The organism is Sinorhizobium chiapasense (assembly GCF_045277575.1).
Classification (GTDB): domain Bacteria; phylum Pseudomonadota; class Alphaproteobacteria; order Rhizobiales; family Rhizobiaceae; genus Ensifer; species Ensifer chiapasense_A.
Window position 1 is genome coordinate 225134 of the sequence record NZ_CP144205.1, and the last position, 14697, is coordinate 239830.

Genomic DNA, 14697 nt, shown 5'->3' on the forward strand with positions numbered 1-14697 from the left:
CCGGCCGACGCCGCTTCATGCGGCACAGCATCCGCCCGACACTTAAATCCTATCGCTTGGTCGTACAAGCGCTGTCAGGTCCGTCGCTCCGACACTCCACCATTATGCGTCGCAGTGTTGCCGCCACGCGCGATCGCCCTGTCGAACCACCAGTTGAGCAAGGGGCGGACGGCGGGCGCGAAGCGACCGAGCAGGAAGAGCGTGGTGCCGAAATAGACTTCGAACCGCCCCCGATCGATCCCCTTGGCAATCGTCTTCGCCACGGCGTCCGCCGGCCAGGGACGGACCGTGCCCATGATTTTGGCCGCTTCCGCAGGCCGGCTTGCGAGCTCGCGCTGAAACTGCGGTGTCTCCGTATCCGGCGGAAAACACACGGAGACGCCGATGCCGTGGGCACGGGCTTCCGAGCGCAGCGCCTGAGCGAAGCCGTGGAGCGCGAACTTCGAGGCGCAATAGGCGGAATAGCCATAGATGCCGATGAGGCCCGCGCCGGACGAGATCATCATGATCCGGCCATGGCCACGTCGCTTCATGCCGTCATAGACCGCACGGACCGCATGTACAGTGCCGGAGAAATTGGTTTCGATCTGGCGCCGGAATGAACCGCTGTCGAGCTCCTCGAAGCGTCCGGGCTCGACGATGCCGGCCGATGTTATGAGGATGTCGCACGGTCCGAAGGCGGCTTCACATCGCCGGACCGCAGCTGTGAGCTCGTCTTCCGAGGCGACATCCGCAGGCTCGATCCCGATATAGTCGGCGCCGCTCCCGCTCAATTGGGCGAGATCCGCGTGCGCCCGGTCCAAAAGGTCGCGCGAGCGCGCGATCAGCGAGACGCGGGCACCCCGAGCCGCGTAGATCGATGCAACTGCAAATCCGATCCCGCTCGAGCCACCGGTGATGATCACATGCGTCATGCTGATATCCCGCCAAGAGCAATTCCAGGAACGTCCGAAGCGCTTTTGCGCTCGGAATTGCGCGAAAACAATGCGGTGGCAATGCTGATCTCGGGTCAGCGCGCCGAGAGTGCCTTCATCATCTGATCGATGTCGATGCCGCCCAGTCCGAAATTGCGCTCGGTGAGGTCCGTCAGCCGTTCGGCCGTCAGCGTTACGGTCCGGCGGATCTGCTCTTCCGTATGGTCGCTGGTGATGAAGAAGCGCAGGCGCGCAAGCCCTTCGGGCACCGCCGGGTGGATGATCGGCAGTGCATTGACCCCTTCGGCAAGCAGGTCGTTCGAAAGCTGAACGGCCCGCAGGGAATCGCCGACGATAACCGGCACGACGGAGAAGCCGCTGGAGAGGCCGGTGTCGAGGCCCGCTTCCTTGGCAAGCTTCAGGAAGAGAGCGCCATTGCGGCGCAGTGCCGCCGTCCGCGCCGGTTCGCGCTCCAGCACGTCCAGGCTCGCGGTCGCGGCTGCCGCCAGCACGGGCGCAAGCCCGACGCTGTAGACGAAGCCGCCGGCAGATGCCTTCAGCACCTCGACCAGCGCCTCGCTGCCGGCGATGTAGCCGCCGCAGCTCGACGTGGTCTTTGAAAGCGTGCCCATCCAGATGTCGATTTCGTGCGGATCGACGCCGAAATGCTCGGCAAGCCCCCGGCCGGTCTTGCCGAGGACGCCGAGCGAGTGCGCCTCGTCGACCATCAGCCAGAAGCCGTATTCGGCCCGCAGCTTCAGAAGAGCCGGCAGGTCGGCGACGTCGCCGTCCATCGAGTAGATGCCCTCGACGATGACCATGATGCGGCGATAGTCGCCGGCAACCGTGCGCAGCACGTGCTCGAGATCGGCGACATCATTATGCTTGAACAGCCGCCGGGTCGCGCCGGAAAGCTTGATGCCGGCAAGCGCGCTGTTGTGGATGAATTCGTCATGGACGACGAGATCCTTCGGGCCCATCAGGCAACTGATGGCGGCGACGTTGGTCAGGTAGCCGCTGACGAAACAGACGGCGGCATCGACGCCGTAGAAGCTCGCGATCTTCTCTTCGAGCGCCACATGCACGGGCCGCTCGCCGGCGACGAGACGGCTCGCCGAGGCGGAAATGCCAAAGGTGCCGATCGTGTCCTTTGCCTTTGACAAAACTTCCGCATGGCGGTTGAGGCCGAGATAGTCGTAGGAGGCGAAGTTGATCAGCTTGCGGCCGTCGATGACGGTGGTCGCCCCGGCCGCGGTCTGGTGCGCGCGATAGAACGGATTGGCGATGCCGAGCTGTTCGCTCGCGAACTTCTGGGTCATCACCTGCTTGTATTCCGGCAGGTCTTCGAAACGGGCCTGTTGCCGGCGCGCCGGCGGCGGCATCTCCCGCTCCGAGCGCGCCATGCGGTTGCGCTCGGAGGATTGATGCGTGTTTCTCATCCGGTCCAGCAGGTTCTCCTTGAGGCTGCTGGTCATCTTGGATGCGCCTGGGCCGTTTCCGTTCGTGCTCATTGGCTCTGTGCTTTTTCCTTCGCCGTTCCGACATGGCGCTGCGCGAGTTCGCTGACGATCTTGTCGTCGGCGGGCTCGGCATCGTCGCTCTGGTCGCGCTTGCTCACCTTTTCATAGAGCTTGCGGGCGACATCGCCAACTGTCGTGTTGTCCGCGACGCCGCTGAGTGGCATGTCGAAGCCGGTGTTCTGCTGGAAGCTCATGCCGAGTTCCACCGCCATCAGGCTGTCGAGGCCGATTTCCTTTAGCACCTTGGCTCGCGTGACCGTATCCTTGGACACGCGCAGGATCCCGGCGATCTCGCCGGCGACGAGGTCGAAGAGAATGTCCTCGGCTTCCTGCGGCGACTTGCCTTCGATCATCGCCACGAGGTCCATCTGGGCGCCTTCGCCGCCGGTGGCGTGCTGGTCGGCGCTGCGCAGAATGACTTCGAAGAGGGCGTTGCGGGCAACCGGCAGGTTGCGCGCGGCCGACCAGTCGATCTCCGAGATCATCACCACCGCCGCATCGACAGTGCCCGGATCGAAGGCCAGGTGGCTCTCGACCATGTCGAGCGCCGTCTGTGCCTTCAGCGCCGTCTTGCCGATGCGCTTGGCGAGCAGATCGTTCACATCCGTGTTCTGGACCAGGTAACCCTTGTCGGCGATCGCGCCGAAGCCGACGGCGAGGCCCGCAAGACCGCGGGCGCGACGGGCGCGGGCGAGACCTTCGAGGTAGCCGTTGGCGGCGACGTAGTTCGCCTGACCGGGGTTGCCGACGAGCGTCGTCGCCGACGAGAACAGGATGAAGTTGTCGAGCCTGTCGTCGTTGGTCAGCCGATCGAGAACGGCGGCACCCTTGGCCTTCGTATCGATGACTGGGCGGTTGCGCTCGCGGTTGAGATTGCTGATCAGCGCGTCGTCGAGCACCATCGCGGCGTGGACGATCGAGCGGAGCGGTGCAATCGCGCGCAACTGTTTCAGGAGACGCTCTGTCGCCGCCGGATCGGTGACGTCGCAAGCGTGTACGGTGGCCGAGACGCCGGCCTTCGCCCAGACCTCGATCATCGCCGTCGTTTCGGCATCTGCCTGCCCGCGGCGCGAGCAGAGCGCAATCTTCGTCGCTCCCTTTTCGACGAGCCAGTTGGCAGCAGCGAGACCAAAGCCACCGATGCCGCCGATGACGAGATGCATGCCGTTCGGATCGACCTTCATGCCGCCATGCGGGCGCTTGGCGACGCGATGCTTGCCGACAACCGGAGGCAGCACGACGATCTTGCCGATATGGCCGGCATTCTGCATCAGCCGGAAGGCGTTGCCGATTTCGTCGAAGTCGAAGGCACGGTAGGGAAGCGGTGTCAGCTTGCCCTCTTCGAACAGCGCACCGATCTCGGTGAAGATCCGCTTGGTGAGCTTCGGCTGGTTGACCAGCAACTGGTCGGCGTCGATGCCGAAATAGCTGACATTGCGGCGGAAAGGCCTAAGACCGATCTTGCTGTCGGCATAGTAGTCGCGCTTGCCGAGTTCGAGGAAGCGGCCGAAGGGCTTCACCAGCGCCAGGCTCTGTTCCATGGCTTCGGCAAAGAGCGAGTTCAGGACGAGGTCGACGCCCTCTCCGTTCGTGACCGCGCGAACGTCGTTGACGAAGCCGAGCGAGCGGGAATCGAAGACATGATCGGCGCCGAGCATCGACAGGAAGCGGCGCTTCTCGCGCGTGCCAGCCGTGGCGATGACCTTGGCGCCCTTGAGCTTGGCCACCTGCAGTGCGGCAAGGCCGACGCCGCCGGCAGCACCGTGGATGAGGATCGTCTCATCCGGCTGGATGCGGCCGAGTTCGACCATGGCGTAGTAGGCAGTGAGGAACGCGACGGGGACCGTTGCTGCGGCCACCGGGCTGACCGACTGCGGCAGCCTGGCGACGCCGGCGCGCGAGACGACGGCATGGGTCGAGAAGGCTGAGGATGCGATCGCCATGACGGCGTCGCCGACGGCAAGATCATCGACGCCTGCGCCGACGGCAACCACGTGGCCGGAGAGTTCCATGCCGATCGTCGCCCCTGCGAAACCGTCTTCGAGCGCCTCTTCGGGCAGCAAACCCATCGCCCACATCACATCGCGGAAGTTGAGGCCAGTCGCCGCAACCGCGACGACGACTTCACCCGGACCTGCGGCGGGAATGTCGCTTTCCTCCCAGACAATGCTGCCCACCTGCGAGCTGACGCGCTGGCGGATCGTTGCAGCCTTGAAGCTATCGATCGCCGCATGCGCATTGTCGACCGGACCCGGCACGGCGCGGATTTCGGAAAGCGCCGCATCTTCTCCCTCGATCAGCCACTCGCGGTTGGCGCTGGCGCTGCCGAGCAGCGGAGAGGCTGCCGCGATCTGCTCGATCGTGGTCGGAGAACCGTCGATATCGAGCGCGTGCACATCAAGGAACTCGTATTCGTTCTGAAGCACGCGGGCGAACGCCCAGAGACCAGCATTGACGCCGTCGCTTGCAACCGTTGCGCCCGTTGCCCGGCTCGCGATCGGCGCTCCGCCCGGCGCGACGAGCACGAGCCGCGGGCGACTGTCGCCGGCTGGTTCGGCTCCGCCGAGATGCTGGCGCAAGGCTTCGGCGAAGGCGCCGAGAGCAAGGATCTGCGTCTGCAGCGAAGCGGAATCATCTGCTCGGGATTGAGCTGCCGGCGACGCAAGGAAGATGGCCCGGAGCGGCTGTTCGCCAAGGGCCTCGAAGCCGCTGAGAAGCGCCGCCTTGTCGGCTGCGATATCGCCGCTGAGATCGACCGGAACAGCCGGTGCCGAAGGCGCGTTGCCCTTGTCGCCCGCGATCTGCAGCAGCAGATAGGGGCCGGTCACCGGTGCTTCGGCAGTCACGGAAGTCGCGGCGGCGCCGTGCGCTTCGAGCAGGATGACATTGCCGCTCGCGCATTCGCGGTCGGCGATATTGACGTCGCGCAGATCGAGATCCCCAAGACACTTCTGCCAGTGCGGCACGGCCGCAAGATTGCCGATCGGGAATTCCGCAGTCTGGCTGCGGGCGAACCATCCTTCGGAAAGTCCGAGGGCGAAATCGTTGAACAGCGACGGGGCGCTGACGGCGGCTATCAGTCCGCCGGTGTCGCGCAGTGCCGAGCGAAGTGCGGTACGCACTGCCACGTCGTCCTCGATCAGGCTGTAGAGCCCCTCGGAAGCGCTGACGACGAGGTCGAAGGAGGTGAGCGTCGCAAGCTCACCCTTTTTGAGAATGCGCACATGGGCATCGTTCTCGAAGGCGAGCTCGAGGCCACGCTGGGCGTTGTCCCGCGCTTCGAAGACAGTGAGGCTTGCGCCGTGCTTTTCGGCGAGCGTCGCCAGACGGCGGGTGAAGGCGGACGAGACGCTGCCGAGTTCGACGATGCGAAGGCGAGCGCCGGCAGGTTGTGCGGTGAGAGCTTTTTCGAGCGCTTCGAGAACGAACGCCATTCGTTCCCGGCTCGCCTCCGAGTGGACGGCCTGATGATCGAGCGTGGCATCGCTGATGAAGTTGGCGCCAAGAGCCGCTTCGTCGCCGGCCTGGAGAGCATCGAGACGCGCAAGGGCCTCCGCATAGGCATTGTTGATCAATACCGCCTCGACGGCACGGTCGGACCGCTCACCGTAGAGTTCGCGCAGGATCTCCGGGACGCCTGGCAAATTGAAGTCTTGAGCAACAGTCCAGACGCCGTCCTTGTGCTCGCACAGACCGGCGTCTTCCAGCACGTAGAGGCAGCTCGTCAGGAAACACTGGAACGCAAAATCGCCAGGAAGGCTGTTGCCTTGGATGGTCGATCGACCCTTGCCGAGCTTGAGCGCAATCTCCTGGCAGGCGCGGTAGATAGCCGCGTTGAAGAGCAACGTCGTGTTGTCGACGCCGGCTTCGCGGGCAGCAGGCATGGCGATCTTGATCGGCGCCGGTGACTTGGTCTGCAGGCCCGGCAGCGCCGCTTCGGATTGCACCGCTTCGTAGTGGAAGGACAGCGCATCGAGCGTCTTGTGCTTGCGCAGATAGGTCCGGCGGAAGCGGCAATCCTCGAAATGCGCGATCGGTGCGCCCGACTTGTCGAAGAAATGGAATTTCGCCTTGATCGAATTGGCGCTGACGCGCTCGATCTCGATCATCGCGCGCGCAATCGGCTGACTGCCGTTGACGACCCGTACCGAACCGAAGCGAACGGGGATATAGGGGGCGCCGCTCTTGTCGCCGGTGAAACGATCGAAGAGGGCGACGAGCCCGTGGAAGGTCGCATCGACAGAGATCGGGTTCAAGGCGTAGGCCACGAGCGGGTGGCCGGCCGCATCAGGCGTCTTCAGTTCGACGTCGACCAACCGGTCGCCATAGGCGACGGCCTTGGCCAGCAACTGGAAGCGCGGGCCGTAGTCGAGGCCGAATTGTTTTGCCGTCTCATAGGCGCGCGCAGGCGCAACCGTTGCGGTCTTCGCCAAGCCGGCGAGCGACGGATAGGAGCGTTCCTCGGCCGGCAATGGCTTGCGGCAGCGGGCAACCGCATGCACGGCCCAATCGTCTTCCGAAAGACGTTCGCGCGAGCGAATCTCGATGTCGCCGGTCTCCGGCGAAAGCACCGTCGACAGTTCCATGATCTTCGTCTCGCTGAGTTCCAGCGGACGAACGATCTCCAGATTGGTGATCTCGACCTCGTCGCTGCCGTAGAACTGCTGCGCAGCAGCGACGGCGATTTCGATGAAGCCGCTGCCTGGCAGGATCGCCTTGCCGTCCACCACGTGTTCGGCGAGGTCGGGGAAGAGATGGGCGTCGACGTGGTTTTTCCAGCTGCCGCTGTTCGGGTCGCTGCGCCAACCGGTCAGGCGGTAGGGCCTGGCGGTCCTGCCGAAGAGGTCGGTGGCATCGGTCGTGGCTGCGGGGCGCAGTTCGACGGGCTCGAACGGCAGGCTGGGTAGCGCGATCGATGCGTTGCGCTTGCCGAAGACACGGGTCGTGTCGACGACCGCGCCGTGCGCGACGGCACGCGCCATCGCCGCCGAGATCGGATCCTGGCCGGTTTCACCGACATCCCGCAAGAGGGTCGGCACGACCATGCCCGGGGCTGCGGCCTGCTTGATCGTCTCCTTCACATAGGACGAGAGGATCGGACGCGGCGAAATTTCGATGAACAGGCGGCAACCCATCTCGATTGCGGCCTCGGCCGCCGCCTGGAAGCGGACCGGCTCGCGCACGTTCTTCCACCAGTAGTCCGGGTCGAGCTGCGTGCCCTCGAGGGCGGCGCCCGTGACCGTCGACAGATAGGCGAGTTCCGTGCGGCGCGGTGCGATGTCCGGAATGTCTGAGAGGAAGGCGTCCTTCGCCCGATCGATGATCGGGTGGTGGAAGGGATAGTTGATGTCGAGGATCTGGACCGGAATCTTCGCCTTGCGTGCAGCGTCGCGGAAGGTCGAGATCTGGTCTGCCGGTCCCGATATCGTCACGGAGTTATGGGCATTCACCGCGGCGACGCAGAGGTCATCGAGACCGCGCGCCTCGGCAAAGGCGCGAGCGGCTTCCTCGCCGAGCATCACGGCGGCCATGGTGCCGCTCCCGGCAAGCAGGTCCTGATGCAGCGATCGCTTCGCCACGATCGAAACGGCGTCGACGAGCGACAGCGCGCCGGCGGCGTAGGCGGCTGCGATTTCACCGACGGAGTGACCGAAGACCGCGACCGGCTTGATGCCCATGGCGACAAGCGAATCGGAGAGGGCAGCCTGGACCGCGAAGAGCAGCGGCTGGGCGATCTTCGTGTCGGCAAGCTTCTTGTCGAGATCGGGGTCGGTGAGAAGATCGGTCAATGCGATGTCGGAGTGGAACTTGAACAGCGCGCTGACGGACGTGAAACACTGGCGGAAATGCAGGTTTTCACGGAAGGCCTCGACGCCCATGCCGGCCCATTGCGAGCCGTTGCCGGAGAAGACGAAGGCGACCTTCGCGTCGCGGACGACGGCTTCGCCGACCTCGCCGATGCCGGAGCCCGGCTTTTCCAGATGGCTGGCGATCGCGCGGACGATATCTTCGGGCTGGTCGCTGCGGGCGGCGAAGCGGTGGCGCATATGGGTGCGGTTTGCACCGGATGCCGCGATCATCGCGCGCGCCTCACCCTTGGAAGCATGTGCGAAAGCCGCCTTGTAGTCGCTGAGAAGCGCTTCCAGGCTCGATGCCGTGTGGGCGCTTGCCAGGAAGACATGGCCGGAAGACGATGGGGTCGACGTCCTTTCGTCGGCGGCCGGTTCCGGATCGCTGATGACGACATGTGCGTTGGCACCGCCGAAGCCGAAGGAATTGATGCCGGCGAGCCGGGCGCGCTTGCCGCGCAGGAGTTCGATCGGGTTCGCCGTGACGCGGACGTTGAGACCGTCGAAGTCGATATGCTCGTTCGGCGTGTCGAAGTGCAGCGAGGCCGGCAGATAGTTGTTTTCGAGCGCCATCACGGCCTTCAGCATGCCGAAGAGGCCGGATGCGGGTTCGGTGTGGCCGATGTTCGACTTGATCGAACCGATCGGCACCGGTGCGCGGCGTTTGGCGCCGATGACCGTTCCGATTGACCAGACTTCGGCCGGGTCGCCGACCTTGGTGCCGGTGCCGTGGCCCTCGACAAAGGCGACCTGGTTGGCGTCGATGCCGTTGCCTTCGTAGATTGCCCTGAGCAGATTGGCCTGCGCTTCGCGGGAGGGGAGCGAAATGCCGTTGGTGCGTCCGGCCGAATTCACCCCGGTCGCGACGATCCGCGCATAGCTGCGGTCTTTCTCGCGGCGGGCCCGGTCCGAGCGGCGCAGGATGAAGACAACGCCGCCTTCGGCGCGCACATAACCGGCGCCGTCGTTGTCGTAGGCGCGGCAGAGCCCTTCCGGTGAAAGCATGCGCGCCTGGGCGAAGCCGACGAAGGGCAGGGGATGGGCGAGAATATTGACACCACCGACGATCGCGGTGTCGATCTCACCCGCCGTCAGCGCCCGCATCGCCTGGTCCAGCGCGACCAGCGACGAGGAGCAGGCGGTATCGACCGTCATGCTCGGGCCGCTGAGCCCGAAGATGTGCGAGATGCGGTTCGATACGATCGACAGCGTGTTGCCGGTCATGAAGTAAGGGCCGGCTGCCGCCGGATCTTCGACCGTCAGGTTGGCGTGGTCGAGGCTCGATGCGCCGATATAGACGCCGACATTCTCACCTTGCAGCGAGGTGGCGGAGATATTGGCATCTTCGAGCGCGCGCCAGGCGAGTTGGAGCAATACGCGCTGCTGCGGATCCATGTACATGGCTTCGCGCTGCGACATGCCGAACACGGCAGGGTCGAAATCATAGAGCTGGTCCAGGACGCCGGCGGCGAAGGAATAGGTCTTGCCCTGCGTGCCCATGACCGGATGCCAGAATCGCGCAACGTCCCAGCGATCCGACGGAATGCTGGTGACGGTGCACTTGCCCTGACGAAGAAGTTTGAACAACGCCGAAGGCGATTCTGCTCCAGGGGCGAGGCATGCACGCCCAATAATCTCAACAGCCATATATGATCGAACGCTCTAAACTGCCGTTAAAGTTGCATCTGCGATTGCGTGTCGAGGGACGAAATGCAATCGCCAATCGTCATGCTGCGGGGCTTTCCCCCAGCTATATTCGTTCCGCCTCATTAGTCAGCTTTTAACTTAAAGTCCCTAGCTTTCAACCCTAAAGACTGAAGATATACACGCTGTCAACGCCAGTCCAAGGCGGATAGGGCGATAAACCACGCTCAAGGTAGAGAAGGTATGACCAGAAAGACGCGGCCCCAAATATTTTGGCCGTCTTGGTCTTCGGGTGACTTGTTGTGGGACGGCGATTGTGCTTTTCAGAGACCGGCAAATTCCCGGTCGGGAGATGATGCGGCGCGGAACTGTGAGTAAAATCATGGCTGTGTCGAATTTGGAGTGTCGTAGTTGAAACGAGTCAGTGCCCTTCTGCTTTGTACCGCCCTCGTGGGATGCCAGGCTGTTCCGGGTGAAGGGCCGCTGGCCGGAGCGATCGTCAAGGATGCCGGCCATTCGGGCGCCGAGATCGGCCGCCAGAATGCGACCGTCTTTGATATCGTCGATGTGGACGGCCGCTCCGCGCGCCTCGTTTCCGACTATGTTTCTTCGACGCTCAACCGCCGCTTCGGCATTGGCGGCGGCGTCGGCCGAGTCGTGATCGGCGTTGGCGACCAGCTCAGGGTCTCGATCTTCGAAGCCGGCAGCGACGGGCTCTTCTCAACGTCTGAGTCCAAGCAGACAAGCATCGATCTCGTCGTCCAGCCGGACGGCAAGGCCGCAATCCCCTATGTCGGTCCGGTCAACTTCGCCGGCCTGACGCTCGAGCAGGCGCGCCAGGAGATCCTGGAGGCGTTGAAGCAGAAGGCGGTCGAGCCTGACGTCATCGTCACCAGCATGAGCACCGCATCGCGCAACGTCACGGTTTCCGGCGCTGTCGGCAAATCGTCGGTTGTGCCGCTCAGCCTCGTCGACGAAACGATCAACGAGGTCATCGCCAAGGCGGGCGGTCCTGTCGCGCAACCCTATGAGACCTATGTCACGCTGGTGCGCGGCAAGAAGACCGGTACGGTCCTTCTGAAGTCCATCATCGAACACCCCTCGGAAAACATCCACGTCAAGCCGGGCGACCAGATCTTCGTGACGCGTGATCCGCGTCGCTTCACGATCCTCGGTGCGGTCAAGGCCAACCAGCGCGTGGAATTCGGCGCCAACGACCTGAACCTGCTCGAGGCGATGGGTCTTGCGGGCGGCGGCGCGGACTATACGCTCGATATGAAGGGCTACTTCATCTTCCGTTACGAAGAGCCTGATGTCGTCATGAGCCTGCTCGGTCAGCAACGCTTCAATGAGATGCTGCGCAAGGGCATGAAGACCGACAGCGTGGGCCGCTATCCGATCGTCTACCGCTTTGACATGAGCAAGCCCGATAGCCTGATCGTCGGCCAGACCTTCCCGGTCAAGAATCGCGACGTCATCTATGCGTCGCGCCATCCGTCGGTTGACTTCTCGAAGTTCCTCAACTTCATCGCGCAGCCGGTCGGCATTGCCAATTCCGGTTTCGCGATCGCCGACAACCTCAACGGTAATTGATCCCGATCAATGGTTTTACTCAGGGCGTCGGCCGCAAGGTCGGCGCCCTTTGCTTATCTATTGCCCCTAATTTCCAAAGCCTGCGGAAGCGACTTGTCGTCGCTCAAATTCTGTGATTGATCTTGGACTTAAATCGATTTTGGTGATCGATGGCCATTAGCAGGCAGGGATGAATTATGGCGCATAACGCGTTGATCGTCGTGGACGTGCAGAACGATTTCTGCCCGGGCGGAGCGCTTCCCGTCGCGGGCGGCGACGAGATCGTGCCTATGGTCAATGGCCTGATTGGCCGTTTCGAGCATGTGGTGCTGACACAGGACTGGCATCCCGCCGGCCATTCGAGTTTTGCCTCCAGCCATCCCGGCAAGGCACCCTTCGAGATGATCGCCATGCCCTACGGAGCCCAGACGCTCTGGCCGGATCACTGCGTCCAGGGAAGCGCCGGTGCCGATTTCCACCCGATGCTCGAATGGACGCGGGCCGAACTCCTGATCCGCAAGGGCTTCCGGCCTCAGATCGACAGCTATTCCGCTTTCTTCGAAAACGACCGCCGGACACCGACGGGTCTTGCGGGCTATCTCAGGGATCGCGGCATCAAGAAGGTGACGCTGTGCGGGCTGGCGACCGATTTCTGTGTGGCCTTTTCTGCGCTCGATGCGGTAGCACAGGGTTTCTCGACATCCGTCATTCTCGAAGCCTGTCGAGGCATCGACCTCAACGGTTCGCTTCAGGCAATGGTCACGCGCATGCGCGATGCCGGTGTCGAGCTGAACTAGTGTCGAGCCTCGCCTTGAGGAAGGAGCGATTTCATCAATGACGAAGACCGACATCGCCAGGCGTGTCTATAATCATGCCTGGAAGCTCGACCCGATCGTGCGCAGCCTGCTGGACACGGATTTCTACAAGCTCTTGATGCTGCAGATGATCTGGCAGCTTTATCCCGATGTCGATGCGACCTTCTCGCTGATCAATCGCACGAAGACGGTGCGGCTTGCCGACGAGATCGACGAGCAGGAACTGCGCGACCAGCTTGATCATGCGCGTGAACTGCGCTTCTCCAAGAAGGAGATGATCTGGCTCGCCGGTAACACGTTCTACGGTCGCAAGCAGATCTTCTCGCCGGAGTTTCTTGCCTGGCTCGGGAAGTTTCGCCTGCCGGAATACGAGCTGAAGCGGCGCGACGGCCAGTTCGAGCTGACGTTCAGTGGCCGTTGGGCCGAGACCACGATGTGGGAGATCCCGGCGCTGGCGATCATCAACGAGCTGCGCTCACGCTCGGCGATGAAGGGGCTCGGGCCCTTCACGCTCGACGTGCTCTATGCCCGCGCCAAGGCCAAGATGTGGTCCAAGGTCGAGCGCCTCCGGCAATATCCGAACTTGCGCATTTCCGATTTCGGCACCCGGCGCCGGCACAGCTTTCTTTGGCAACGATGGTGCGTCGAGGCGCTGAAGGAAGGGATCGGAAGCTCCTTTTCGGGTTCCAGCAACGTCCTGCTTGCCATGGACACGGATCTGGAAGCACTCGGTACCAACGCGCATGAACTGCCGATGGTGGCGGCCGCGCTTGCCCGCAACGACAAGGAACTTGCGGCTGCACCTTACAAGGTGCTGCAGGACTGGAATCAGCTTTATGGCGGCAACCTCCTGATCGTGCTGCCCGACTCTTTCGGAACGGCGGCGTTCCTGCGCAATGCGCCCAAATGGGTTGCGGATTGGACCGGCTTCCGCCCGGACAGCGCGCCGCCGATCGAGGGTGGTGAGAAGATTCTCGCCTGGTGGGAGAAAATGGGCAGGGACCCACGGGAGAAGCTTCTGATCTTCTCCGATGGCCTGGACGTCGACACGATCATCGAGACCTATCGCCATTTCGAGGGGCGCGTGCGCATGAGCTTCGGCTGGGGCACCAACCTCACCAACGATTTCGCCGGCTGCGCTCCGACGGAAATCAGCGGCCTCAACCCGATCTCGATCGTCTGCAAGGTCAGCGAAGCCAACGGTCGCCCGGCGGTGAAACTCTCCGACAATCCGCGCAAGGCCACCGGCGACCCGGCCGAAGTTAAGCGCTACCTCAAGTTCTTCGGCTCGGAAGATTTCGTCGAACAGGCCGTCAAGGTCTAGCCGCGAAGCGCTTCCGTGTGAGCAGCTTTCCGGCTTTCCGCTCAAAAAAGAAACCGGCAAGTGCCGGTTTCAAAAGGGGATCAAAGATGTTGCGACTGTCCATCATCGCAATGTCAAATCTGGCAGTGGAATCTTAAGGTTGCGTTAAGGCGCCAACCTGCCGTTGCGTTTCATCTCTCTAGAACACGAACATGTAGAGAAGAATGATGACGATGAGCGGCACGCCCATGAGCCAGAGAATGATGCCCTTCATTTATAAGCCTCCGCGTAACTGCCTTTGAAGCGGTAACGCGACACCGGGAGATACGTTCCCGGTGTCAGCCGGGCGGGGTGCCGCTTCAGTTCACGGTTTGGAACCGGGCCTCTCCCTTGCTCGCACAGTTTCATCGGTAACCTCTCGATGCGGGCAGTCTTCGCAGTCCGTCCTTACGCTTGACGTTGAGCAGCCGATTCAATGGTGAAGACCGGCCAGGCTTTTGCAGCGGACATGTAAGAGGTAAGCGCTTGAAAGTTTTGAGAGAAAACTGGTGCTGCTAGAGAGATTTGAACTCTCGGCCTCTCCCTTACCAAGGGAGTGCTCTACCCCTGAGCTATAGCAGCATCTGGCGGCCGGTTCGTGTGTCAGCCGCATCAAGCGAGGGGGCTATTGCCATAGCTTAGCGGGGAGTGCAAGCCGGTTTTCAAAGTTTTTCGTGAAGACCTGTGAGAAAAGTCCCTGCCGCTTCCGAAGACCCTGGTTTTGCGCTAATGCATGACCATGCAGATAGACGACAAAGATGGCGAAAAAAGCCGGCCGGCGCCCGATGCGTTGCAGGCCGAAGGCAAGACGCGCCAGAAGAAGAAAAAGGATACGACCGAGGCGGACCTGAAAAAGGCGCGTCTTGCCAGGAACCTGCGCGACAATCTCCAGCGCCGCAAGCAGCAGATGCGGGCACGCCGTTCCGGCGCCGCCGATGAGCTAAGCGGCCTTCCTGCCGCAAAAACGGACGAATCCCAAGATTAGTACGGAGGAGGAGCGGCGTTCGCCGGCTCCTTCCCGTTTGCGGGCGGCTCAGCCGT

7 protein-coding genes and 1 tRNA gene are annotated in these 14697 nt (G+C 62.8%); 4 read left to right on the plus strand and 4 right to left on the minus strand.

Going from position 1 to position 14697, the window contains the following annotated elements:
• Positions 1-74: 74 nt before the first annotated feature.
• The 3 genes from QM996_RS01030 to QM996_RS01040 form a co-directional block, all read right to left on the minus strand.
• Complete coding sequence (locus tag QM996_RS01030; protein WP_500268918.1) at positions 75-914, minus strand: SDR family oxidoreductase; 840 nt, start codon at positions 912-914, stop codon at positions 75-77.
• A 95-nt stretch (positions 915-1009) separates the two neighbouring features.
• Entirely contained in the window at positions 1010-2425 is a 1416-nt protein-coding gene (locus QM996_RS01035; protein ID WP_500268919.1) for an aminotransferase class I/II-fold pyridoxal phosphate-dependent enzyme, read from the minus strand.
• Positions 2422-9930 carry a type I polyketide synthase gene (locus QM996_RS01040; RefSeq protein WP_500268920.1) on the minus strand — a complete coding sequence of 2503 codons (7509 nt, stop codon included), beginning with the start codon at positions 9928-9930 and terminating at the stop codon, positions 2422-2424. The genes QM996_RS01035 and QM996_RS01040 overlap by 4 nt, the downstream gene beginning before the upstream one ends.
• A gap of 408 nt (positions 9931-10338) precedes the next feature.
• On the opposite strand from QM996_RS01040, the gene QM996_RS01045 reads away from it, so the two are divergent.
• The 3 genes from QM996_RS01045 (at position 10339) to pncB (ending at position 13638) form a co-directional block, all read left to right on the plus strand.
• Positions 10339-11520, plus strand: coding sequence for a polysaccharide biosynthesis/export family protein (locus QM996_RS01045; RefSeq protein ID WP_500268921.1), 1182 nt, complete (start codon positions 10339-10341; stop codon positions 11518-11520).
• A 176-nt stretch (positions 11521-11696) separates the two neighbouring features.
• Positions 11697-12296 carry a nicotinamidase gene (gene pncA / locus QM996_RS01050; protein ID WP_500268922.1) on the plus strand — a complete coding sequence of 200 codons (600 nt, stop codon included), beginning with the start codon at positions 11697-11699 and terminating at the stop codon, positions 12294-12296.
• Positions 12297-12333: 37 nt separating this feature from the next.
• On the plus strand, positions 12334-13638 hold the full coding sequence (gene pncB / locus QM996_RS01055; RefSeq protein ID WP_500268923.1) for a nicotinate phosphoribosyltransferase: 1305 nt from the start codon (positions 12334-12336) through the stop codon (positions 13636-13638).
• A 525-nt stretch (positions 13639-14163) separates the two neighbouring features.
• On the opposite strand, the gene QM996_RS01060 is transcribed toward pncB, so the two are convergent.
• A tRNA-Thr gene (locus tag QM996_RS01060) sits at positions 14164-14238 on the minus strand.
• A 151-nt stretch (positions 14239-14389) separates the two neighbouring features.
• Here QM996_RS01060 and QM996_RS01065 point away from each other — a divergent pair.
• Complete coding sequence (locus QM996_RS01065) at positions 14390-14641, plus strand: hypothetical protein (RefSeq protein WP_500268924.1); 252 nt, start codon at positions 14390-14392, stop codon at positions 14639-14641.
• Positions 14642-14697 lie beyond the last annotated feature (56 nt).